Raw genomic sequence first — 20,407 nt, forward strand, 5'->3', positions numbered from 1 at the left:
TTTCTCCTCAGGGTTGGGGAACAGGTGCGGAGGTGCGGGAGACGGCGCGCTGCGCCAGCACGAAGAGTCCGTCGAGTGCGAGCGCCAGGGCGACCACGAGAACCGACGCGCCCAGCATGCGAGCGTAGTCGGACACCGCCTGCCCGTCGATGATGTACCTCCCGAGACCGCCGAGTCCGATGTACGCGGCGATCGTGGCCGTGGCGACGACCTGCAGGGTGGCCGAGCGCAGTCCGCCCACGATCAGGTCGGCCGCCAGCGGGATCTCGACCTTCACCAGGATCTGCCACTCGGTCATGCCGATGGCCCGGGCGGCGTCGATCGTCGCCCGGTCGACCGACTCCAGCCCCGCGTAGGCGCCGGCCAGCAGCGGCGGGATCGCGAGCACCGTCAGCGCCAGGACCGCTGGCACCAACCGGTTGCCGCCGGACTGCAGGGCTGCCCACGTGAGCACCCCCAGCGTGGGCAACGCCCGCAACGTGCCGCTCGAGACGACGGCCAGCCCGCGGAGCCGGCCGGTGTGCCCGACCCACAGCCCCAGGGGGATGGCGATCGCGGCCGCCACGGCGACCGTCAGCGCGGTGTAGCCCAGGTGCTCGGCCAGACGCGTGGGGATGCCGCCGTCGCCGGTCCAGTTGGCCCCGTCGGTCAGCCAGTCGATCGTGTCGGAGACGACGCTCATCGTGCACCTGCCGTCCGGGGTGACTCCGCCCACGGCATCAGCACGCGACCCGCCAGCACCAGCAACCCGTCGAGGACCAGGGCGATCAGCACGATGCCGACGACGCCCGTGAGGATCTCGGTGTCGAAGTCACGCCGGAACCCGCTCGTGAACAGCGACCCGAGGCTGCTGACACCGATCAGGGCGCCGACGCTGACCAGGCTGACCGTGCTCACGGTGACGACCCTCAGGCCGGCCAGCAGCACCGGGCCCGCCAACGGCAGCTCCACCGTGAAGGCTCGCCGCCAGGGTCCGTAGCCACTGGCCGTCGCGGCGTCGAGCACCGCCGGTGACACCGAGCCGAACCCCTCGGCCGCCGACCGCACCATCAGGGCGATCGCGTACAGGCTCAGCGCGACCACGACGTTGAACGGATCGAGGATGCCGGTGCCCAGGATGCTGGGCAGGATGATGAACAGGGGCAGCGACGGGATGGTGTACAGGATGCTGCCGCCGCCGAGCAGCAGTCCGCGCAGGCGCGGACGACGGTGCGCCACCCAGCCGATCGGCACGGCCACCGCGAAGCCGATGACGATCGGCAGCAGGCTCAACCAGAGGTGGTCGAGCGCCAGACCCGTGACGTAGTCGCGGTTGTCGAGGACCCAGTCCACGGGCTCAGCCGTCCAGCACGCCGGTGGCGCGTCCGTTGCCGTCGACCACGATCCGCCGGCCGTCGGTCTCCTCCACGCGCAGCGTCCGCTCGGCCTTGTCCAGGCCCAGGAACGTGCGCACGAACTCGCTCGCCGGGTTCGCGAGCAGCTCGGCCGGCGACCCGACCTGGGCGACCTCGCCGCCCGTGGAGAGGATGACGACCTGGTCGCCGAGCAGCAGGGCCTCGTCGACGTCGTGGGTCACGAAGACGATGGTCTTGCCCAGCTCGCGCTGCAGCCGCAGCAGCTCGTTCTGCAGCTCGACGCGCACGATCGGGTCCACCGCTCCGAACGGCTCGTCCATCAGCAGGATGTTCGGGTCGCTCACCAGCCCCCTGGCCACGCCGACCCGCTGCTGCTGACCGCCGGAGAGCTGCCGTGGGTACCGGTCGGCCAGCTGCGGGTCCAGACCCACGGTCTCGAGGACCTCCAGCGACCGGCGCCGGGTCTCGGCCCGACTCGCCCCGTTCAGGCGCGGGACCGTGCCCACGTTGTCCAGCACGGTGCGGTGCGGGAGCAGGCCCGCGTGCTGCATGACGTAGCCGATGCTGCGCCGGAGCTCGACCGGATTGCGGGTCGCGATGTCGACGTCGTCGATGAGCACCTGGCCGGCGCTCGGCTCGACCATCCGGTTCACCATGCGCAACAGGGTCGTCTTGCCGCAGCCCGACGAACCGACGAACACGGTGGTCGAGTGCGACGGCAGGGTCAGGGAGAACTCGCCGACGGCCACCGTGCCGCCGGGGAAGGTCTTGCCGACGGTGCGGTACTCGATCATGCGTCTCCTGACGTCGCGGATGACACCACAGTGTTCACGCTCGAGACGCTGCGGGCAATCGGGAGGCCGGCACGGGTCCATGCGCGGATCCCGCCGTCGACGTCGGTCGCCCGCAGACCGATCGACACCAGGGAGGCCGCCGCCAGGGACGACGTGTACCCCTCGGTGCACAGGACGATCCACTCCTGCTCGGCCGTCGCGTGGGGCAGTGCGGCGCCTGATCCGGGGTGCAGTCGCCACTCCAGATGGTTGCGCTCGACCACCCATGACCCGGGCACCTCCCCGTCCTCGGCACGTTGCCACGCCGGCCGGATGTCCACCAGCAGCGCTCCCGCGTCCACCCGAGCGGCAGCCTCCGCCGGCGTGAGGCGGTCGAGCTGGGCCCGGGCGTGGGCGAGGAGCTCGTCGACACTCCCGAAGGTCACGAAGCCTCCCGCAGACGATCGCGGACCGACTCCGGCGCCGGCGCCTCGGGGTCGTCGGTCCACACGGAGGCCAGCCGCTCCAAGCGTCCGCCGGCGACGTCGTAGAAGTTCATCCGCTCCAACGGGGTCGAGTAGGCGTGCACGCTGACCGCGGTCGCAGCCGCCGTGTTGCGGACGTCGTGCACGTAGTGCTCCCCGAACCGGACCGTCTCGCCGGTCGATCGCTCGTTGTCGTGCAGCTCTCCGACCCCGGTCCACACCGACTCGGTCAGTGCACCCTCGACGACGGTGAAGGCTCCGGCCGACCCCCCGTGGTCGTGCAGCTGGGTGCCCTGCTCCGTGGTCCAGCTGATCAGCCAGATGTCGACCTGGGCGTCACGGTGCAGCCGGACGTGCCAGCGATGGTCGACGTCGGCCTCGACGGCATACAGGCCGGCCCGGACATCGGCCGCGACGGCGGTCGTGAGACCGACGAGCTCTGCCAGGCTCAGCGGCGTGGCAGCGGACTTCCTGGCGGGAGCGGGATGCGCGGACATGACGGCATCACACACCCGCCCGACCGGCGTTCCGGGGCCATCCCGCCACCTGAGACCGTGGCCGACGGGCGGCCGGCTCTGGTACCCCGGGGTGATTGGTGGACCGGCCGGACCGTAGGTTAGAGTTGCGTTCGCTGTTCGGCCCGAGGGCCGGGAGCACGCATGAGGCCCCGTGGCGCAGTTGGTTAGCGCGCCGCCCTGTCACGGCGGAGGTCGCGGGTTCGAGTCCCGTCGGGGTCGCAGAGCAAGCAACGAGAGGGTCCACGCCACCAGGCGTGGGCCCTCTCGTCGTCTCGCCCTCCCCTCCCCACGAAATGTGCAGAAGATGTTCGTCTCGCGAGGCCGAACGACCACGAACTCCCCACATCGCGGGGGTCCGGGTGCGTGGGATAAGGTGGTCGTCGCTCGCCACGCGAGCACGGCCAGGTAGCTCAGTTGGTACGAGCGACCGCCTGAAAAGCGGTAGGTCGCCGGTTCGACCCCGGCCCTGGCCACGGGAACACGGGTCCGCGAGGTACGAGCGGGCCCGTTTTTTCGTGGGCTCGGGCCGGCGGGAGAACCGGCGAGGTCGCCTGGGGGTCCCCCCTGCACGGAGCGCAGCGGAGTGCTCGGGGGAGTCGACCCCGGCCCTGGCCACGGGAACACGGGTCCGCGAGGTACGAGCGGGCCCGCTTTTTTCGTGGGCTCGGGCCGTCCGCCTGCCCGAAGCGCCGGCGCTCCCCCGCTAGGTTGGCCGCATGCACCTCGTCGGCATCGATCTCGCCTGGGGCGAGAAGAAGCCCACCGGGGTCGCGGTGCTCGACCCGGCCGGCCGGCTCGTGCACCTGTCGTCACAGCGGCGCGACGCCGACATCCTCGAGGCGGTCCGGCCGTGGGTCGAGGGCGACTGCCTGGTGGCGGTCGACGCGCCCCTCATCGTCACCAACGACACCGGCAACCGGCCCGCGGAGCGCGGCCTCAACGCCGACTTCGCCCGCTTCGACGCCGGCGCCCACCCGGTCAACCGCGGCAAGCCCGAGTTCGCCGACACCCCTCGCGGCGCCCGCCTCGCCGAGGCGCTCGGCCTCGACATCCACCCGGCATCGACGTCCCGGCGGCGGGCGATCGAGGTGTACCCGCACCCCGCCACCGTCGCCCTGTTCCGGCTCGGCCGGATCCTGGCCTACAAGAACAAGCCGGGCCGCACGCTGGACGGCATGCGCGCGCAGCTGCTGCGGCTCACCCAGCTGCTGGACGGCCTGGCCGACGCGCGGCCGGCGCTCCACCTCGACCACCCGGACTGGCACGCGCTCGTCGAGGCCGTGACGTCGGCCGGACGCAAGAGCGAGCTGCGCACCGCCGAGGACCAGGTCGACGCGGTGGTGTGCGCCTACGTGGCGATGGTCGCCGCGCAGGACCCCGGCGCGGTCACGACCTACGGCGACGCCGACACCGGCTACATCGTCACGCCGACGCTGCCCGCCGACCACACCCCCGCCCCGCGGGCCCGGCAGCAGCCGGTCAGCCGTGCGGTCCAGCGGTACGCCGAGGAACACCCCGCGCTCGTCGACCTGACCGCCCACTACACCCGGTCCGTCATCGGGCTCCTCGACGAGGCCGGCATCGACTACCTGACCGTGAGCGGTCGGGCCAAGAGCGTGGCGTCGTTCGCCACGAAGGCGGCACGCACCGCGGGTGGCCGACGCGTCTTCACCCGGCCGCTCACCGAGATCACCGACCAGATCGGCATCCGCGTCATCACCTACGTCCAGAGCGACGTGGCCGCCGTCGCGGAGCTGCTCGCCGAGGAGATGTCGGTCCTCGAGGACCGCGACATGGGGCGCGAGACCGCCGGCGAGGGACGGTTCGGCTACGCCAGCCGGCACCTGCTCGTCGCGGCCGGCGACCTGCGACCCGCCCAGGTCCAGGTGCGCACGGTGCTGCAGCACGCCTGGGCCGAGTTCGAGCACGACATCCGCTACAAGGGCACGATCCCCGCCGAGCACGCCTCGGACTTCGACCGTCGCTTCACCCTGGCGGCCGGCCTGCTGGAGCTCGCCGACCGGGAGTTCTCGACGATCCGGTCACGGCTGCACGGGTGGATGCGGGACCAGCGGCCCGAGATGGACGCCGGCGACCCCCGCATCAGCCCCCAGGAGCTCGCCAGCTTCCTCGCGGGCCGGTTCACCGACGCCGGCTGGTCACGCACCGACCACTACGCCTGGGTCTCCGGGCTGCTGCTCGAGCTGGGCGTCACGTCGCTGGACGAGCTGGGCGGACTGCTGTCGTCGGTCGACAGCGAGATCATCACCGGCCGCATGGAGTACCAGTACCCGCCCGGCGCGGTCCGTCGCCTCGACGACGCCCTGCTCGCGATCTTCGGTCAGCGGTACCTGCAGCTGACCGGCAACGCGCACCGGCAGGAGGCGCTGGAGTCGCGGCTGGCGAAGCTGCGCACCTCGCCGACCGACTGACCCTCAGACCTTCTGCGGGACCTCCTGGGGCTGCCAGCCGGGCGGCCCGAAGACGTAGCCGAGCTTGGTGCGCAGGCTCTTCGCCCCGCGGACGTCACGGGCGATCCGCACGTACTCGCCGTACTGCAGCCGCATCAGGTTGTAGGTGTCGACCTTGTACGTGAGGCCGTACGTGGGTCGCTGCTTCTCCGCGGCGAAGGTGCCGAAGATCCGGTCCCAGATGATGAAGATGCCCGCGTAGTTCTTGTCGAGGTACTCCGGATCGCTCCCGTGGTGGACCCGGTGGTGCGACGGCGTGTTCATCACCAGCTCGACCGGGCGCGGGAGCCGGTCGACCAGCTCGGTGTGCACGAAGAACTGGTAGATGAGGTTGAAGCCGAAGGCCACGTAGAGCGTCCACGGGGCGAAGCCCAGAAGCGGCAGCGGCAGCCAGAAGAAGAACTCGAACCACGGGTTCCACTTCTGCCGCAGGGCGGTGCCGAAGTTCATGTACTCGCTGGAGTGGTGGGCCTGGTGGCCGGCCCAGCCGATGCGCACCCGGTGACTGAACCGGTGGTGGAAGTAGTAGCCCAGGTCGAGGCCGAGGAACAGCACCACCCAGTACCACCAGGTGTCGGTCGGCAGCTCCCACAGCGCGAGGTAGCTGAACACCGCCACGAAGCCGAAGAACGACAGCACCTTGAACACCGTGAGGAAGAAGACCGAACCGATCCCCATCGAGATCGACGTCCGGGCGTCCTTGAGGGCGTACCCGGTGACGTTGTCGTCGTGGTCGAGCCACTTCAACGCTGCCAGCTCGATGAGGATCGTCAGCAGGAAGAACGGTGCCGCCCAGGTGACGGGATTCTTCAGCGGATCGAGCAGGTCGTTCATGGCACCTCCGGCTATATGACTTCGTAGTAAGTTACCACGAGTTCACATCCTGCGCTAGAGTGCAGCCATGGTCGCCGTCGCACATGCCAGACCGAACGCCGGCACGAAGGGTGTCCCGCGGCTGGAGCGCGAGACCCAGATCCTCCGGGTCGCCACCGAGGAGTTCGGTTCCGCCGGCTTCGCCGGCACCAACATCCAGGCCGTGGCCGACCGCGCCGGCATCTCCAAGCCGCTGATCTACAACTACTTCGGCTCCAAGGAGTGCCTGTACGCCGCGTGCCTCGACCACGCCGGCACGGTGCTCGGCGGGGAGATCGAGCGGATCGCCCGCGGCGACGCGGTCGGGCTCGAACGGGGCCTGCGCACCCTCGCCGGCATGTTCACCATCCTGGAGCCGCAGCCGTACCTGTGGCGACTGCTGCACGACCCCACGGCCCCGACCACGGGCGCGGTCGCCGAGACGGTGGCCGACCACACCGACCGCATCGCAGCGCTCGCCCACGAGGGCGTCACCGAGCTGCTGGGGTTGAGCGGCAACACCGATCCGCTCGACATCTCCGCGATGACCGCGACCTGGCTGGGCATCGTCGACTCGTTGATGGGCTGGTGGGTCGACCATCCCGGCGAGTCCGCCGATGCGATGCTCGACCGGTGCGTGCGCCTCGTCCGGGCGTTGTTCTCCGACGCCGCCCGAGGCCAGCTCGCATGAGGGCCGCGGACCTGACGGTCGTGCTCACCGGGTCGTCGAGCGGGATCGGGGCCGAGGCCGCCCGTCAGCTGGCCGCCCGCGGCGCCACGGTCTGCCTGCTGGCCCGTCGGGCCGACGAGCTCGAGGCGGTGTGGGCCGAGATCGTCGCCGGCGGCGGCACCGCCCACACCTACCCCGTCGACCTGACCGACCCGGACGAGACCTCCGAGGTCGTGGCCCGCCTGCTGTCCGACCACCCGCGCATCGACGTGCTGGTCAACAACGCCGGCCGGTCGATCCGGCGCAGCGTCGCCAGCTCGGTCGATCGCGCCCACGACTACGAGCGCACGATGGCCGTCAACTATCTCGGCGCGGTCCGCCTCACCCTCGGCCTGCTCCCGCGCTTCCTGGAGCAGGGCCACGGCCACGTGGTGATGAGCTCGACGATGTCGACCCAGGTGCCCGTGCCACTGTTCTCGGCCTACCTCGGCAGCAAGGCGGCACTGGAGTCGTTCGCACGATCGCTCGCGGCCGAGAACGCGCATCGGGGCATCACCACGACCGTCGTGAACTTCCCGATGGTGCGCACCCGCATGTCGGGCGCCACCGACATCTACGCCGCCATGCCGATGATGTCCGCCCGCCGGGCCGGCGGGTGGCTCGTGAAGGCCAGCCTCGACCGGCCGACGCGCGTCAGCAGCCTGAGCGGCACCGCGGCCGAGATCGGCATGGCAGCCGTGCCGGGTCTGGTGACCCGTGTCGTCACCCCGGGCATCCGCCGCATGGACAAGCGGCTCGCCCGCCGGGTGCGGTCAGCCGACTGAGGTCTCCCGCACCTGCCCCTGTCGCAGGATGAGGTAGACCGCCAGACCCACGGCCACGCCGGGGACGACCCCGAGCAGCAGCGCGATCCATCCGCGGCGGACCTTGAGCACGACGGCGTCACGGACCACCCAGATCGCCAGGGCCGCGTACGTGAACAGGACGTCGGTCGAGTACCCCGACGCGTAGGGGTTCACGAACCCGTCCAGGGCGCCGCCCCACACGTCCCAGCCGTCGTCGACGAGCGCCGGCACCACGATCACCACGAAGGCGACGGTGAACCCGACCGCCACCGCGGCGAGGAGGAGTCGAGCAGTCCGGTCGAGGGTGTCGCTGCGTGCTTCCATGCGGCCACCGTAGTCCGAACCCAACCCAGAAGTGCTCCCACATCAACCGTTCCTGCGGCGGCAAAGGTTGATCTGGGAGCACTTCTGGGGCGTACGATCGACGACAGGCCCACCACCCTGCGGCCGACGAGGACCGTGCCCACCACCGCGCGGCCACCACCACGAGAGAAGAGAGCACCACCGTGACCGTCTTCAGCCATCCGCACGAGCAGGTCGTCTTCTGCCACGACCCCGCCAGCGGCCTCCGCGCCATCATCGGCCTGTACTCCACGGCCCTCGGCCCGGGGCTCGGCGGCACCCGCTTCCACCCCTACGCCTCGGAGGCCGACGCGCTCGCCGACGTGCTGAACCTCAGTCACGGCATGGCCTACAAGAACGCGCTCGCCGGCCTGGACCTCGGCGGCGGCAAGGCCGTCATCATCGGCGACCCCCGCACCGACAAGTCCGAGGCCCTGTTGCGGGCCTACGGCAGGTTCGTCGAGTCGCTGGCAGGCCGGTACTACACGGCCTGTGACGTCGGCACGTTCAGCCCCGACATGGACGTGATCGCCCGCGAGACCTCGTACGTCACGGGGCGGACCGTCGAGCACGGCGGGGCCGGCGACTCCTCGGTGCTCACCGCCTTCGGCGTCTACCAGGGCATGCGGGCCGCGGCGCAGCACCGCTGGGGCTCCCCGTCGCTCGCCGGGCGCACCGTCGGTGTCGCCGGGGTCGGCAAGGTCGGGCGGCACCTGGTCAGCCACCTGGTCGAGGAGGACGCCCGGGTCGTCGTCACCGACCCCGTCGACGCGGCCGTGAGCCACGTCCTCTCCCTGTCGTCGGACGTCCGGTCCGTCGCGTCGACGGAGGCGCTCCTGGCCGAGCCGCTCGACGTCTACGCCCCCTGCGCGCTGGGCGGCGCGCTCACCGACGCCGTCGTGCAGACGCTCTCGGCCGGCATCGTCTGCGGCGGCGCCAACAACCAGCTGGCGCACCCCGGGGTCGCCAAGCTCCTCGACGAGGCCGGCATCACCTACGCGCCGGACTACTGCGTCAACGCCGGAGGGGTCATCCAGGTGGCCGACGAGCTCGACGGCTTCGACTTCGACCGGGCGAAGCGACGCGCCACGGGCATCTTCGACACGACGCTGGCCGTGCTCGAACGAGCCGCGAGCGACGGCACCACCACCGCGGACGCCGCCGACCGGCAGGCCGAGCAGCGCATGCGCGAGATCGGACGACTCGGACAGGTCTGGCTGCCGACCCGCTGACCGGGGCGGCCGTCAGCTGGCGGCCGGGTCCTCACGGTCGAGGTCGACGTACTGTTCAGGGATCGGGTCGCCCGACTCCCCGTGGAGTTCTCGCTGCAGGGTGGAGAAGTCCGTATCAGGTGTGCGGTACTTCAACTCACGCGCAACTTTGGTCTGCTTGGCTTTCGCACGGCCGCGCCCCATGGGTCGACCCCCTCGCAACGTAGTCAGTATGTCGTGCAGCCAGCCTACAGAAGAACCCTGAGGACGGCTCGCCTACCCCCCGGTAGCGGCCCCGTGCGTCTCAGGTGAGGGTGACGGTGCCGGCCTCGCCGTGCACGCCCGCGGCCGCCACGTCCCCGGCGATCCAGGCCTCGATGCCGTGCTCGGCCAACAGGCGGACCGCGGCGTCAGCAGCGTCCGGTGCCACCAGGGCCACCATGCCGACGCCCATGTTGAGGGCCTCGTCGAGAGCGGTCTGCTCGACCCGGCCGACCTCGGCGACGAGTCCGAAGATGGCCGGCGGGGTCCAGCTGCCGCGGTCGATCCGCACCGAGACGGTCGGTGGCAGCACCCTGGCGAGGTTCGCCGCCAGACCCCCGCCGGTGATGTGCGACATGGCGTGCACGCCTCCGGCCGCGGCCAGCGCGAGGCACGGCTTGGTGTACAGCCGCGTCGGGGTGAGCAGGGTGTCGCCGAGTGTCCCGCCGAGCTCGGCCACCTCGCGGTCCAGCGACCAGCCCGCGCCGCCGGCGTCCGGCGGGGCGAAGAACACGTGCCTCACCAGCGAGTAGCCGTTGGAGTGCAGGCCCGAGGAGGCCATCGCGACCACGACGTCGCCGGGTCGCACGAGCTCGGCCCCGAGCAACGCGTCCGCCTCGACCACGCCGGTGGTCGATCCCGCCATGTCGTACTCGTCGGGAGCGAGCAGGCCCGGGTGCTCCGCGGTCTCGCCGCCGAGCAGCGCGGTGCCGGACTCGACGCACGCTGCGGCGATGCCCTTGACGATCGCGGCGATGCGCTCGGGCACGACCTTGCCGCACGCGATGTAGTCGGTCATGAACAACGGTTCCGCACCGCACACGACCAGGTCGTCCACGAGCATCCCGACGAGGTCGAAGCCGATCGTGTCGTGGCGGTCCATGCGCTGGGCGATCTGGACCTTCGTCCCGACACCGTCGGCCGAGGTCGCCAGGAGCGGGCGTCGGTAGGCCTTGAGGGCCGATGCGTCGAACAGACCCGCGAACCCGCCGATGCCACCGACGACCTCGGGCCGACGCGCCTGGTCGACCCACTGCTTCATCAGCTCGACGGCGCGGTCGCCCTCGGCGACCGAGACGCCGGTCGCGGCGTAGTCGATCGGACCGGTCACGGGACCACCTTCAGCTCGGGGTGGGCCGGCGCCTCCAGCAGGTGCTTGCCGATCAGGTCGTCCTCGGGCAGCGGGACGGGGTAGATGCCGTCGAAGCAGGCCCGGCAGAGGTTGTCCTTCGGCACGTTGGTCGCCTCGACCAGCTGGTCGAGGGTCACGTACGCCAAGGAGTCGGCACCGATCGAGCGGCAGATCTCGTCGACGTTGATGCCGTTGGCGATCAGCTCGGCGCGGGAGGCGAAGTCGATGCCGTAGAAGCACGGCCACTTGACCGGCGGGCTGGAGATCCGCACGTGCACCTCGGCGGCACCGAACTCGCGCAGCATCCGTACGAGGGCGCGCTGGGTGTTGCCGCGGACGATCGAGTCGTCGACGACGACCAGCCGCTGACCGGCGATCACGTCACGCAGCGGGTTGAGCTTGAGGCGGATGCCGAGCTGCCGGATGGTCTGCGACGGCTGGATGAAGGTGCGTCCGACGTAGGAGTTCTTGACCAGTCCGTGGCCGAACGGGATGCCGCTCTCGGCCGCGTAGCCGATGGCCGCCGGGGTGCCTGACTCCGGTACCGGGATGACCAGGTCGGCGTCGACGGGCGACTCGCGGGCCAGCCGACGGCCGATCTCCTGGCGCACGGTGAACACCCGCTGGTCGGCGATGGTGGTGTCGGGTCGAGCGAGGTAGACGTACTCGAAGATGCAGCCCTTGGGTGCCGCGGGCGCGAACCGCTCACTGCGCAGGCCCTCGGCGTCGACGGCGACGAACTCGCCCGGCTCGATCTCACGGATGTAGGACGCGCCGACGATGTCCAGCGCCGCGGTCTCGCTGGCGATCACCCAGCCGCGCTCGAGGCGACCGAGGACCAGGGGCCGGATGCCCTGCGGGTCGCGGGCGGCGTACAGGGTGCCCTCGTCCATGAAGACGAGCGAGAACGCGCCCCGCAGCTGCGGCAGCACCTCCAGCGCGGCCTCCTCGACCGACCGGTCGGGGAACGACGAGAGCAGCGTCGCCATGACGGCGGTGTCGCTGGTCGCGATCTCGGCGCCACGCTTGCCGGTGCCCTCACGCTCCTCGACGACCTTCACGAGGTCGGCGGTGTTCGTCAGGTTGCCGTTGTGGGCCAGGGCGACCGAGCCCGTGGCGGTGGGACGGAACGTCGGCTGGGCGTTCTGCCAGACGCTGGCCCCCGTGGTGGAGTACCGCGCGTGGCCGATGGCGATCTCGCCCTTCAAGGACGCCAGGGTGGACTCGTCGAAGACCTGGCTGACCAGCCCCATGTCCTTGTAGACCAGGATCTGTCGACCGTTGCTGACCGCGATGCCCGCCGACTCCTGGCCGCGGTGCTGCAGGGCGTACAGGCCGAAGTAGGTCAGCTTCGCGACCTCCTCGCCGGGGGCCCAGACGCCGAAGACACCACAGGCGTCCTGGGGTCCGGCATCCTGGGGGTCGATGTCGTGGGTCAGGCGACCGTCTCCGCGAGGCACGCCCCCAGTGTAGGGGTTGCGCTCAGGTCCCGATGACGGTCGGATGGGTCCATGCATCCTGACCAGGTCACGGTAGAACGCACCATCGCCGCTCCGGCCGCCACGATCTTCGCGATCGTCGCCGACGCGGCACGCCACAGCGAGATCGACGGGTCCGGGACCGTCCGCGGCACCAAGGGCGGCTCGCAGCCCCTGGAGCTGGGCAGCCAGTTCGGCATGTCGATGAAGCAGGGTCTGCCGTACTCGACCAAGAACACCGTCGTGGAGTTCGAGCCCGACCGCCGCATCGCCTGGAAGACGACCGGGATGTTCGGCCTCGTCGGCGGACGGATCTGGCGGTACGAGCTGGAGCCCACCGACGGCGGAACGATCGTGCGCGAGACCTGGGACGCCCGCCAGGACAAGCAGCGCAAGCAGCTGCTGAAGACCTCGATCCCGCGCAAGAACCAGATCGGCATGGAGCGCACCCTGCAGCGGCTCGCCGAGGTCGTCGAGGGCTGAGCGGTGGACCCCACCGGGACGACGGACGAGCTCCCGGGCATCCCTGCCGGCCCCCGCGGGTCGGTCTGGCGCACCACGTGGCGGTTCATGCGCGACCGCAAGGAGCTCATCCCCCGGCTGCACGAGCAGTACGGCGACACCTTCAGCCTGCAGATCATGCCGGGTCCCCGCACCTTCGTGGTGTTCAGCGACCCGGCCGACGTGAAGGAGATCTTCGCGGCCGACCCGGCGCAGTTCCACGCCGGTGAGGGCAACGCGATCCTCGGACCCGTCATGGGCGAGAACTCCGTGCTGCTCGTCGACGACGCCGCGCACCAGCGCGCCCGCAAGCTGCTCATGCCGGCCTTCTCCGGTGCACCGATGCGTGGCTACGTGCCGCTGGTCGAGGCGGTCGCGAAGGCCGAGGTCGACTCGTGGGACGCCTCACGCACCTTGGTGACCCTCGACCGCATGAACGCCATCACCCTCGAGATCATCCTGCGGGTCGTCTTCGGGGTCACCGACCCCGCCCGGCTCGACGCCCTGCGTCCGATGGTCAACCGCATGGTCGACATCGACGCCAAGATGCTGCTGGCCTGGTCGTACCCCCGGCTGGCCGCGGTCCCGCCGTGGCGGGGCTACTTCCGCAACCAGGCGGCGGTCGACGAACTGCTGTACGCCGAGATCCGCGAGCGTCGGGCGGCCACCGACCTCGACGTCCGTGACGACGTGCTGTCGCGCCTGCTGCGGGTCGGCGGCGACGACACCGCACCCCTCACCGACACCGAGCTGCGCGACCAGCTCGTAACCCTCCTGCTGGCCGGCCACGAGACCACCGCCTCGGCACTGTCCTGGACCCTGCACGAGCTCGGCCGTGACCCGGAGCGGCACGCCCTGGCCACCGCGGCGGCCGACGAGGGCGACGACGCGTACCTCGAGGCCTGCCTCAAGGAGGCGATGCGACTGCACCCCGTCATCGACTTCGTGGCGCGGACCCTGCAGAGCGAGCAGGTCGTGGGCGGGCGCCGACTGCCCCGGGGCGTCACCGTCACCCCGTCGATCATGTTGTCCCACAGCCGAGAGCAGAGCTTCGCCGACGCCCACCTGTTCCGGCCCGAGCGGTTCACGGCCGGGGAGGTCGCCCCGAACACCTGGATCCCCTTCGGCGGCGGTGCCCGGCGGTGCCTCGGCGCGGCCTTCAGCCTCATGGAGGGGACCGTGGTCCTGCGCGAGGTGCTGCTGCGTCACACCGTGCACGCCGACCGGCCGGCGCCCAACCTGCTCCGCAACATCACCAACGTCCCCGGTGACCGGGCCCCGCTGACCCTCACCCCTCGCTGAGCGGGAGCCAGGCCGACAGGTCGGACCGCTCCCCCGAGGCGTGCACCGTGGCGTTGGCCCACGCGAGCGACCCCCGCCCGAGCGCTATCCACGTGGCGGCGTCCATCTCGACGACGGCCGGAGGGGTCCCGCGGGTGTGGCTGGCCCCGGGAATGCACTGCACGGCGGCGTAGGGCGGCACCCGGACCTCCACGCTGTGGCCCGGCGCGCGCTCGACCAGGACCGCCATGAGGTGCAGGGTCGCCGCCCGGAGGTCGTGGCGGTCGGTCGACCCGGCGTCGAGGCGCGCGCAGACCGCCGCGAACTCGGCGGCGGGAAGGGGCGTGGGGCGTCGGGCCATGGGGACAGGGTAGGAAAGGTCCATGAGCTCCCGTTCGCGCACCGCGGACGGCTGGCGGTTCGCGGTGGGCACGCTGACCGCGTGGTCGGTGCGGGCGCCGTCCCGGATCGACCGGGACGTCGTGGGGCTCGGGCTGGTGCTGGCACCGCTCGCGGTGCTGCCGCTGGGGGTCGCCGTGGCTGCGCTGCTGTGGGCCGGCCGCGAGGCAGGACTGGCCCCCGTGGGGGTGGCCGCGGCGGCGGTGGGCGCGCTCGCGCTCGGGAGCCGCGCCCTGCACCTGGACGGGTTGGCCGACACCGCCGACGGACTCACCGCGTCGTACGACCGCGAGCGGGCCCTGGCCGTGATGCGTACCGGCGACGTGGGCCCCGCCGGGGTCGTGGCGATCGTCGTCGTGCTCGCCGTGCAGGTGGGTGCGCTGGCGTCGCTGGTCGGCACGACCCACGGGTGGTGGCTCGCCGGGACAGCCGTCGTCGCGTCCCGCGCGACGGTGGCGGTCGTCTGCACGGCCGGCATCCCCGCAGCGCGTCCGGAGGGTCTCGGGGCGACCGTCGCCGGTTCGGTGCCGCGGCCCGTCGCCGTCGCCCTGGTCGTCGCGGCGGCATCGGTCCTCGGAGCCGCCGCAGCGGCTGCCGGACTGGACTGGTGGAGGGGACCGGTCGCGCTGGTCGCGGCCGTGGCCGCCGTGGCCGTCCTGGTCCGGCGGTGCGTGCGGCGGATCGGCGGCATCAGCGGCGACGTGCTCGGGGCGGGGATCGAGGTGGGTCTCGCCGTCCTCCTGCTGGCCCTGACCTGACCGGGCACGCCCTCAGAGGGTGATAGTGCGTCCCGCCACGACCAGCAGCACCTGGTCGCACTCGGTCGCGATCCGCTGGTTGGCCGTGCCGAGCAGGTCGCGGAAGACCCGGCCCGAACGATGAGCGGGGACGACTCCCATGCCGACCTCGTTGGTGACCACCACGGCCGTGCCGCGGAACGCGGCCAGCGCCTCGGCCGTCGCGTCGAGACGAGCCCGGAAGACCGGCTCCCAGTCCTCCAGCAGCGCGTCCCACGCGTCGAGCTCGTCGAGCTGTGCGGTGACCCAGGTCCCGAGGCAGTCGATCAGCACGGCACCCTCGGCGCCGTCGAGGGCGGCGACGAGGTCGTGCGTCTCCACGGTCAGCCAGTGCTCCGGCCGGCGGCGACGATGGGCGGACACGCGGGCCGCCCAGTCCGGGTCGTCCACGGCGTCGGCGGCCGGTCCCGGTGCGACGTAGGTGACCACCGGCTCCGCCAGGAGCAACGCCTCGGCGTGGAAGGACTTCCCGGAGCGCACACCGCCGGTCACCAGCACCTTCACCCTGACCACCCCATGGTCCGTCCCACGATCGTCGTTCCAGCAGCGTAGGGCACCCGCACCCCCTACCATCAGGGCATGCGCGTCCACCACCTCGTCGCCGGCCTGATGCACGCGCCCCTCGTGCCCCGGATGATCAGCCACGTCCTGCTCTGCGAGCACCCCACCGGCCTGGTGCTCGTCGACGCCGGCTTCAGCCATGCCGACCTCGCCGACCCGAAGCGGCTCGGCATCGCGCGTCTGATGCTGCGGCCCGACCGCGACACCGCCTACACGGCCCGGGGTGCCGTGGAGGCCGCCGGATTCTCCACCGACGACGTCACCGACATCGTGCTGACCCACCTCGACATCGACCACGTCGGCGGGGTCGCGGACTTCCCGTCGGCCCGGCTGCACACCACCGCCGACGAGTGGTCGGCGGCGACGATCGACACCAAGCTGGCCGAGCGCAGCCGGTACCAGTCCGTGCAGTGGTCGGGCAGCACCGACGTGCAGACCCACGCAGGGCCGGGCGACGCGTGGCGCGACGGGCTGACCGGTCACGAGGTGCTGCCCGGCATCACGCTGGTCCCGATGCCCGGTCACACCCGCGGTCACGCGGCCGTGGCGGTGGACGCCGAGGACGGTCTGATCGTGCACGCGGGCGACGCCTCGTTCGACGCCAGCGTGCACGGTGCCGCACACGCCGACACCGGCGAGCCCCTGCCGTCGATCGGGCTGCTGCGGGTCGTCGAGAAGGTGCTCGCCATCGATCGCCGGCGGATCGCGGGCAACCACGCGACCCTCGCCCGGCTGGGCGCCCAGCCGGGCGTGACGGTCGTGAATGCCCACGATCAGCGAGTGTTCCCCACCACCTGACGGGTAGCGTCGACATCGATGTCGACACCGCGGTGGTCCCTGCTGGTCCCGCTCGCCGCACTGGTCCTCGTGACCGCGTGCTCGGGCGGACCGGACCCCGCGCCGGCGAGCCCGCAGCCGCCCCCGACCACGACGGTCGCCCCGGCCCCGGCCCCAGCCCCGACCACGCCCGTCACGCCCACGACCGCCGACCCGGTGGTCTCGGAGATCCCCGACGAGCAGTGGGACCGCATCGTCGCCACGGGCGCGTGGCGCGAGGGGTGCCCGGTCGGCCGCGACGACCTGCGGGTCCTCACCGTCCACCACGTCGACCTCGCCGGCGAGGTGCAGCGCGGCACGCTCGTGGCGCACCGCGACGTGATGGCCAGCCTCTCCCGCATCTTCACCTCGCTCTTCGACGCCGGGTTCCCGATCGAGCGGATGGAGCCGGTCGAGACCTACGGCGGTGACACCCTCGCAAGCCTGCAGGCCAACAACACCTCGGCCTACAACTGCCGGCGCCCGGACCAGATCAACGCCCCGGTGCTGGAGTCGCCGCACGCCAACGGCCGGGCGATCGACATCAACCCCGACCTCAACCCGTGGATGGACCTGCGCTGTCGCTGCTGGTCACCGCGCGACACCCACGCCGAGCGGACCCCGGGTCCCGGCAAGATCCTGCCCGGCGGGCCGGAGGTCGCCCTGTTCGAGGACGAGGGTTGGATCTGGCAGAACATCGACGTGCCCGACTACATGCACTTCGACACCGGCTACCCGTCGGCGCCCTGGACCAGCCCGAACGGCTGACCGGGTCGGCGGCGGTCGTAGGCTCGCCGGCATGACGACCCCTGAGTTCTGGCGCAGCGTCGAGGCGATCCACTCCACGGTGTACTTCGCTCCGGAGGCGAAGGACGTCTACCAGGCCATCGGGCTCAAGGGTTACTGGATGGGGTACGCCGCCTCCAGGTCGGCGGCCCTGGGGACCCCTCATCCCGAGGTGGTCACGGCGCTGTTCCACGGGTTCGCTCCCCGACTGATCGCGCGGGCGCTGCCGGACGCGTGGTCGATGGCTTCCCGCGACGAGGTGCTCGCGACCCGCCTGGACCTGGCCCGCACCGCGATCACCCGCGCCATCGGATCGCGCGAGGTGGCGCGCACGGCCGACACCCTCGGCCGCCTCGCCGGCCAGCTGGACCTGGGGGGCAAGACCCTGGCCGCGGCGCACCGGACGGTGCCCGTACCCGCCGATCCGGTCGGCCGGTTGTGGCACGCCGCCACCGTGCTGCGGGAGTACCGCGGTGACTGCCACGTGGCCGTGCTCGTCTCCGCGGGCCTCGACGGAGCGTCCGCCAACGCGTTGGCCGTGGCGGCCGGGCTCGTGCCGAGGAACCAGTGGGAGGTGCGCGGATGGACCGAGGACGAGTGGATCGCCGCGTTCGGGCGCCTCGAGCAGTTCGGCTGGACCGAGGGCAGCGTCGTCAACGCCACGGGTCGTGCGGCGCGGGGCCGCATCGAGGACGCCACCGACCGCGCCTGCGGGGCCGGTCTGGACCAGGAGGCGACCGCCCGCGCCTACGCCGTGACCCCCGAGCTGACCGCGATCGCCCAGCTGCTGGTCGACGGCGGGGCGATCGCCTACCCGAACCCGACCGGCGTCCCCGCCCCGTGACCTGACCCCGCCCGCCCCGCTCTCCCCACCTCCCGCGTTCGGGCCCCGCCTTCCCGCTGCCACCTTCCCGCTGGGAGTGACGTTTCCGCCCTCAGAACCGCGCATCAGGGGCAGAATCGTCACTCCCAGCGCGGAGGGGAGATGGGCCGTCGGGTGGGTCGGGTGGTCAGCCGGAGAGCGCGGCGCGCAGGCGCACCGGGTCGACCCGCCAGAAGTCGTGCTGCCGGCCGTCGACGAAGATCACCGGCACCTGCTCGCTGAAGGCACGGACGAGCTCCGGCTCGCCGTCGACGTCGACCGCCTGCCAGTCGTCGCCGGTCTCGGCGACGACCGCAGCCACGGCCTGCTCGGCCACCTCGCACAGGTGGCACCCCGCGCGGGTGAACACGACCACCCGGGCCACGTCGGCGTGGGGAACCGTCATCGGCGCTCCCCCATCAGGCCAGGCCCAGGGCCTCGCCCCGGGCCAACGCCCGCAGCCGACCCTTGGCGACCTTGCCGGTGGCCGAGTACGGCAGGCCGTCGACGACCACGACGCGGGTGGGCTGCTTGAAGCGGGCCAGCCGGGTCCGGCACACCGCCTCGACGGATTCGGTCACCGTCGCCTCGTCGACGCCGTCCAACGCCACCACGAAGGCGACGACCGCCTCGCCGGTCTCCTCGTGGGGCAGGCCCACGACCGCCACCTGGGCCACACCGTGCGCCTCGGCGATGACGTCCTCGACCTCCCGCGGGTACACGTTGAAGCCGGACACGATGACCAGCTCTCGCAGCCGGTCGACGAGGGTCAGGTCGCCGTCGTCGTCCAGGAAGCCGACATCGCCGGTGGGGTACCAGCCGTCGTCGCGCGGCCCCTCCTCGCCGTCGGGCCAGTAGCCCGAGAACACGTTGTCGCCCCGGACCCAGATCTCGGCCGGGTCGCCGGGCACGGCGTCGCGGGGCTCGTCGGTGCCGGGTTCCACGATGCGGATCTCGATGCCCGGCAGGACCCGTCCGACCGAACCGGGCTTGGGTCCCCCGTCGGCCTCCCGGGCCGCACCGACCGTGACCGCGATGACGGGCGCGGTCTCGGTCAGGCCGTAGCCCTGCTCGATCGCGTGACCGGACGACTCACGGAACGAGTCCGCCAGGTCGGGGTCGAGGGCCGACGCTCCCGAGATGACGACCCGTACCCCCGCGAGGGCGTCCGCCAGGTCGTCCCGACCGGCCCAGGCCGCCACCACGGGCGGCGCCAGGGGGAGGTTGGTGACCTGCTCCTCGGCGATCAGCGTCAGCAGACCGGCGGGGTCGAACCCGTCGACCATCACGAGGCGGGCGCCCTGGCGCACCGCCTGGCCGAGCACGCAGTTCAGCCCGTAGATGTGGAACATCGGCAGCAGCCCGAGGCACACGTCGTCGCTTCGGACCAGGTCGAGCGGTGCGACCTGGTCGACGTTGGCGACCAGGGCGCGGTGGGTGAGCATCGCGCCGCGCGGCTTGCCACTGGTCCCTGAGGTGTAGAGGATCAGGGCCAACGACTCCGGGTCGACCGGCGCCACCGGGTCGGACTCGACCGCGGCGTCGAGGAACGCGTCGAAGGCCACCTCGTCGCCGTCCGGATCGGTGTCGGCAACCACGACCGACACGTCGGACGCGTCGGCGCACGCCTCGCGCACCGCCCCGATGGCCGCCGCGTCGGCGAGGACGAGCCGCACCCCGGCATCGCCGAACATGCGGCCCATCTCGCGGGCGGTGGACCGGGGGTTCACCGGCACGGCCACCATGCCGCCGCGCAGGATCCCGTAGTAGGCGACGGCGAGGTCGATCCGGTTCGCCATGACCAGCGCGACCCGCTGGCCGGCCCGCAGGCCCCGCCCGCTGAGACTGCGCGCGACGGCGTCGGCCGCACGGTCCAGGTCGGCCCAGGACATCTCGCGCCGGCCCCCCCGGTGCTCGACCAGCGCGATGCCGCCGGGATCCCGAACTGCTGCTGCCCGGAGGTCCTCGCTGACATTCACGGTCACGGTACGAGTCAACCACAGCGGACCAC

General features: G+C 71.9%; 24 protein-coding genes and 2 tRNA genes. 12 read left to right on the forward strand and 14 right to left on the reverse strand.

Annotated features, from left to right (window positions below; translation table 11 throughout):
* Window positions 1-7: 7 nt before the first annotated feature.
* From HMPREF0063_RS11705 to HMPREF0063_RS11725, 5 genes are read right to left on the reverse strand one after another with little or no spacing between them, the layout of a single operon-like run.
* Entirely contained in the window at window positions 8-682 is a 675-nt protein-coding gene (locus HMPREF0063_RS11705; protein ID WP_040320260.1) for an ABC transporter permease, read from the reverse strand.
* Entirely contained in the window at window positions 679-1,332 is a 654-nt protein-coding gene (locus tag HMPREF0063_RS11710; RefSeq protein ID WP_007078893.1) for an ABC transporter permease, read from the reverse strand. Before HMPREF0063_RS11710 ends, HMPREF0063_RS11705 begins: the two co-directional genes overlap by 4 nt.
* A 4-nt stretch (window positions 1,333-1,336) precedes the next feature.
* Window positions 1,337-2,149, reverse strand: a complete 813-nt coding sequence (locus HMPREF0063_RS11715; RefSeq protein WP_007078894.1) for an ABC transporter ATP-binding protein — start codon at window positions 2,147-2,149, stop codon at window positions 1,337-1,339.
* Window positions 2,146-2,574, reverse strand: coding sequence for a rhodanese-like domain-containing protein (locus HMPREF0063_RS11720; RefSeq protein WP_007078895.1), 429 nt, complete (start codon window positions 2,572-2,574; stop codon window positions 2,146-2,148). Before HMPREF0063_RS11720 ends, HMPREF0063_RS11715 begins: the two co-directional genes overlap by 4 nt.
* A complete protein-coding gene (locus HMPREF0063_RS11725; protein ID WP_007078896.1) occupies window positions 2,571-3,110 on the reverse strand; it encodes a cysteine dioxygenase in 540 nt (179 codons plus the stop codon). Before HMPREF0063_RS11725 ends, HMPREF0063_RS11720 begins: the two co-directional genes overlap by 4 nt.
* Window positions 3,111-3,276: 166 nt before the next feature.
* Here HMPREF0063_RS11725 and HMPREF0063_RS11730 point away from each other — a divergent pair.
* The 3 genes from HMPREF0063_RS11730 (at window position 3,277) to HMPREF0063_RS11740 (ending at window position 5,563) form a co-directional block, all read left to right on the forward strand.
* Window positions 3,277-3,350 (forward strand) — tRNA-Asp (locus HMPREF0063_RS11730).
* Between the two features lie 180 nt (window positions 3,351-3,530).
* A tRNA-Phe gene (locus HMPREF0063_RS11735) sits at window positions 3,531-3,604 on the forward strand.
* A 243-nt stretch (window positions 3,605-3,847) separates the two neighbouring features.
* Window positions 3,848-5,563, forward strand: coding sequence for a DUF429 domain-containing protein (locus HMPREF0063_RS11740; RefSeq protein ID WP_007078897.1), 1,716 nt, complete (start codon window positions 3,848-3,850; stop codon window positions 5,561-5,563).
* A 3-nt stretch (window positions 5,564-5,566) separates the two neighbouring features.
* Here HMPREF0063_RS11740 and HMPREF0063_RS11745 read toward each other — a convergent pair whose 3' ends face one another.
* On the reverse strand, window positions 5,567-6,436 hold the full coding sequence (locus HMPREF0063_RS11745) for a sterol desaturase family protein (RefSeq protein ID WP_007078898.1): 870 nt from the start codon (window positions 6,434-6,436) through the stop codon (window positions 5,567-5,569).
* Window positions 6,437-6,503: 67 nt separating this feature from the next.
* On the opposite strand from HMPREF0063_RS11745, the gene HMPREF0063_RS11750 reads away from it, so the two are divergent.
* Together HMPREF0063_RS11750 and HMPREF0063_RS11755 are read left to right on the forward strand one after the other, a co-directional pair.
* Window positions 6,504-7,145 carry a TetR/AcrR family transcriptional regulator gene (locus HMPREF0063_RS11750; protein WP_007078899.1) on the forward strand — a complete coding sequence of 214 codons (642 nt, stop codon included), beginning with the start codon at window positions 6,504-6,506 and terminating at the stop codon, window positions 7,143-7,145.
* Entirely contained in the window at window positions 7,142-7,948 is an 807-nt protein-coding gene (locus tag HMPREF0063_RS11755; protein ID WP_007078900.1) for an SDR family NAD(P)-dependent oxidoreductase, read from the forward strand. Before HMPREF0063_RS11750 ends, HMPREF0063_RS11755 begins: the two co-directional genes overlap by 4 nt.
* Here the strand turns inward: HMPREF0063_RS11755 and HMPREF0063_RS11760 are convergent.
* Window positions 7,937-8,293: a DUF2834 domain-containing protein gene (locus HMPREF0063_RS11760; RefSeq protein ID WP_007078901.1), complete on the reverse strand. Its 357-nt coding sequence runs from the start codon at window positions 8,291-8,293 to the stop codon at window positions 7,937-7,939. The two genes, HMPREF0063_RS11755 and HMPREF0063_RS11760, sit on opposite strands and share 12 nt — an antisense overlap.
* Before the next feature lie 182 nt (window positions 8,294-8,475).
* Here HMPREF0063_RS11760 and HMPREF0063_RS11765 point away from each other — a divergent pair, with 182 nt between their 5' ends.
* Window positions 8,476-9,543 (forward strand): Glu/Leu/Phe/Val dehydrogenase dimerization domain-containing protein, encoded by a 1,068-nt coding sequence (locus HMPREF0063_RS11765; RefSeq protein ID WP_007078902.1) that lies wholly within the window; start codon window positions 8,476-8,478, stop codon window positions 9,541-9,543.
* A 12-nt stretch (window positions 9,544-9,555) separates the two neighbouring features.
* On the opposite strand, the gene HMPREF0063_RS16295 is transcribed toward HMPREF0063_RS11765, so the two are convergent.
* From HMPREF0063_RS16295 to purF, 3 genes are all read right to left on the reverse strand, one after another.
* Entirely contained in the window at window positions 9,556-9,726 is a 171-nt protein-coding gene (locus HMPREF0063_RS16295) for a DUF3073 domain-containing protein (protein ID WP_007078903.1), read from the reverse strand.
* A gap of 100 nt (window positions 9,727-9,826) precedes the next feature.
* Window positions 9,827-10,894 (reverse strand): phosphoribosylformylglycinamidine cyclo-ligase, encoded by a 1,068-nt coding sequence (purM, locus tag HMPREF0063_RS11770; protein WP_007078904.1) that lies wholly within the window; start codon window positions 10,892-10,894, stop codon window positions 9,827-9,829.
* Window positions 10,891-12,375 carry an amidophosphoribosyltransferase gene (gene purF / locus HMPREF0063_RS11775; protein ID WP_007078905.1) on the reverse strand — a complete coding sequence of 495 codons (1,485 nt, stop codon included), beginning with the start codon at window positions 12,373-12,375 and terminating at the stop codon, window positions 10,891-10,893. Before purF ends, purM begins: the two co-directional genes overlap by 4 nt.
* 51 nt (window positions 12,376-12,426) lie before the next feature.
* Between purF and HMPREF0063_RS11780 the strand changes: the two genes are divergently transcribed.
* Together HMPREF0063_RS11780 and HMPREF0063_RS11785 are read left to right on the forward strand one after the other, a co-directional pair.
* Complete coding sequence (locus HMPREF0063_RS11780; protein WP_007078906.1) at window positions 12,427-12,876, forward strand: SRPBCC family protein; 450 nt, start codon at window positions 12,427-12,429, stop codon at window positions 12,874-12,876.
* Between the two features lie 3 nt (window positions 12,877-12,879).
* A complete protein-coding gene (locus tag HMPREF0063_RS11785; protein WP_007078907.1) occupies window positions 12,880-14,196 on the forward strand; it encodes a cytochrome P450 in 1,317 nt (438 codons plus the stop codon).
* Here HMPREF0063_RS11785 and HMPREF0063_RS11790 read toward each other — a convergent pair.
* The gene (locus HMPREF0063_RS11790) at window positions 14,183-14,536 is read right to left on the reverse strand and encodes a sterol carrier family protein (RefSeq protein WP_040320832.1); all 354 of its coding nucleotides are present in this window, start codon (window positions 14,534-14,536) and stop codon (window positions 14,183-14,185) included. The genes HMPREF0063_RS11785 and HMPREF0063_RS11790 overlap by 14 nt on opposite strands.
* A 22-nt stretch (window positions 14,537-14,558) precedes the next feature.
* Between HMPREF0063_RS11790 and HMPREF0063_RS11795 the strand changes: the two genes are divergently transcribed.
* Window positions 14,559-15,332: an adenosylcobinamide-GDP ribazoletransferase gene (locus HMPREF0063_RS11795; RefSeq protein WP_007078909.1), complete on the forward strand. Its 774-nt coding sequence runs from the start codon at window positions 14,559-14,561 to the stop codon at window positions 15,330-15,332.
* A gap of 12 nt (window positions 15,333-15,344) precedes the next feature.
* Here HMPREF0063_RS11795 and HMPREF0063_RS11800 read toward each other — a convergent pair whose 3' ends face one another.
* A complete protein-coding gene (locus HMPREF0063_RS11800) occupies window positions 15,345-15,884 on the reverse strand; it encodes a bifunctional adenosylcobinamide kinase/adenosylcobinamide-phosphate guanylyltransferase (protein WP_007078910.1) in 540 nt (179 codons plus the stop codon).
* 66 nt (window positions 15,885-15,950) lie between these two features.
* Between HMPREF0063_RS11800 and HMPREF0063_RS11805 the strand changes: the two genes are divergently transcribed.
* The 3 genes from HMPREF0063_RS11805 to HMPREF0063_RS11815 are packed head-to-tail and all read left to right on the forward strand — an operon-like array spanning window position 15,951 to window position 18,378.
* Window positions 15,951-16,730 (forward strand): MBL fold metallo-hydrolase, encoded by a 780-nt coding sequence (locus HMPREF0063_RS11805; protein WP_007078911.1) that lies wholly within the window; start codon window positions 15,951-15,953, stop codon window positions 16,728-16,730.
* 18 nt (window positions 16,731-16,748) lie between these two features.
* Complete coding sequence (locus tag HMPREF0063_RS11810; protein ID WP_007078912.1) at window positions 16,749-17,516, forward strand: M15 family metallopeptidase; 768 nt, start codon at window positions 16,749-16,751, stop codon at window positions 17,514-17,516.
* Between the two features lie 31 nt (window positions 17,517-17,547).
* A complete protein-coding gene (locus HMPREF0063_RS11815; protein WP_007078913.1) occupies window positions 17,548-18,378 on the forward strand; it encodes an SCO6745 family protein in 831 nt (276 codons plus the stop codon).
* A 166-nt stretch (window positions 18,379-18,544) separates the two neighbouring features.
* On the opposite strand, the gene HMPREF0063_RS11820 is transcribed toward HMPREF0063_RS11815, so the two are convergent.
* Window positions 18,545-18,802 (reverse strand): glutaredoxin family protein, encoded by a 258-nt coding sequence (locus HMPREF0063_RS11820; RefSeq protein WP_007078914.1) that lies wholly within the window; start codon window positions 18,800-18,802, stop codon window positions 18,545-18,547.
* A 13-nt stretch (window positions 18,803-18,815) separates the two neighbouring features.
* Window positions 18,816-20,381 (reverse strand): class I adenylate-forming enzyme family protein, encoded by a 1,566-nt coding sequence (locus HMPREF0063_RS11825; RefSeq protein ID WP_007078915.1) that lies wholly within the window; start codon window positions 20,379-20,381, stop codon window positions 18,816-18,818.
* Between the last annotated feature and the right edge of the window lie 26 nt (window positions 20,382-20,407).

This window comes from Aeromicrobium marinum DSM 15272, from assembly GCF_000160775.2.
Taxonomy (GTDB): domain Bacteria; phylum Actinomycetota; class Actinomycetes; order Propionibacteriales; family Nocardioidaceae; genus Aeromicrobium; species Aeromicrobium marinum.

What these genes read in the sequence shown, in the direction of transcription:
- HMPREF0063_RS11815 (WP_007078913.1), top strand. Translation starts at nt 17,548, where the DNA reads ATGACGACCCCTGAGTTCTGGCGCAGCGTCGAGGCGATCCACTCCACG.
- HMPREF0063_RS11790 (WP_040320832.1), bottom strand. Translation starts at nt 14,536, where the DNA reads ATGGCCCGACGCCCCACGCCCCTTCCCGCCGCCGAGTTCGCGGCGGTC.
- HMPREF0063_RS11715 (WP_007078894.1), bottom strand. Translation starts at nt 2,149, where the DNA reads ATGATCGAGTACCGCACCGTCGGCAAGACCTTCCCCGGCGGCACGGTG.
- HMPREF0063_RS16295 (WP_007078903.1), bottom strand. Translation starts at nt 9,726, where the DNA reads ATGGGGCGCGGCCGTGCGAAAGCCAAGCAGACCAAAGTTGCGCGTGAG.
- HMPREF0063_RS11805 (WP_007078911.1), top strand. Translation starts at nt 15,951, where the DNA reads ATGCGCGTCCACCACCTCGTCGCCGGCCTGATGCACGCGCCCCTCGTG.
- HMPREF0063_RS11780 (WP_007078906.1), top strand. Translation starts at nt 12,427, where the DNA reads ATGCATCCTGACCAGGTCACGGTAGAACGCACCATCGCCGCTCCGGCC.
- HMPREF0063_RS11750 (WP_007078899.1), top strand. Translation starts at nt 6,504, where the DNA reads ATGGTCGCCGTCGCACATGCCAGACCGAACGCCGGCACGAAGGGTGTC.
- HMPREF0063_RS11820 (WP_007078914.1), bottom strand. Translation starts at nt 18,802, where the DNA reads ATGACGGTTCCCCACGCCGACGTGGCCCGGGTGGTCGTGTTCACCCGC.
- HMPREF0063_RS11795 (WP_007078909.1), top strand. Translation starts at nt 14,559, where the DNA reads ATGAGCTCCCGTTCGCGCACCGCGGACGGCTGGCGGTTCGCGGTGGGC.
- HMPREF0063_RS11745 (WP_007078898.1), bottom strand. Translation starts at nt 6,436, where the DNA reads ATGAACGACCTGCTCGATCCGCTGAAGAATCCCGTCACCTGGGCGGCA.
- HMPREF0063_RS11725 (WP_007078896.1), bottom strand. Translation starts at nt 3,110, where the DNA reads ATGTCCGCGCATCCCGCTCCCGCCAGGAAGTCCGCTGCCACGCCGCTG.
- HMPREF0063_RS11755 (WP_007078900.1), top strand. Translation starts at nt 7,142, where the DNA reads ATGAGGGCCGCGGACCTGACGGTCGTGCTCACCGGGTCGTCGAGCGGG.
- HMPREF0063_RS11760 (WP_007078901.1), bottom strand. Translation starts at nt 8,293, where the DNA reads ATGGAAGCACGCAGCGACACCCTCGACCGGACTGCTCGACTCCTCCTC.
- HMPREF0063_RS11740 (WP_007078897.1), top strand. Translation starts at nt 3,848, where the DNA reads ATGCACCTCGTCGGCATCGATCTCGCCTGGGGCGAGAAGAAGCCCACC.
- HMPREF0063_RS11705 (WP_040320260.1), bottom strand. Translation starts at nt 682, where the DNA reads ATGAGCGTCGTCTCCGACACGATCGACTGGCTGACCGACGGGGCCAAC.
- HMPREF0063_RS11810 (WP_007078912.1), top strand. Translation starts at nt 16,749, where the DNA reads ATGTCGACACCGCGGTGGTCCCTGCTGGTCCCGCTCGCCGCACTGGTC.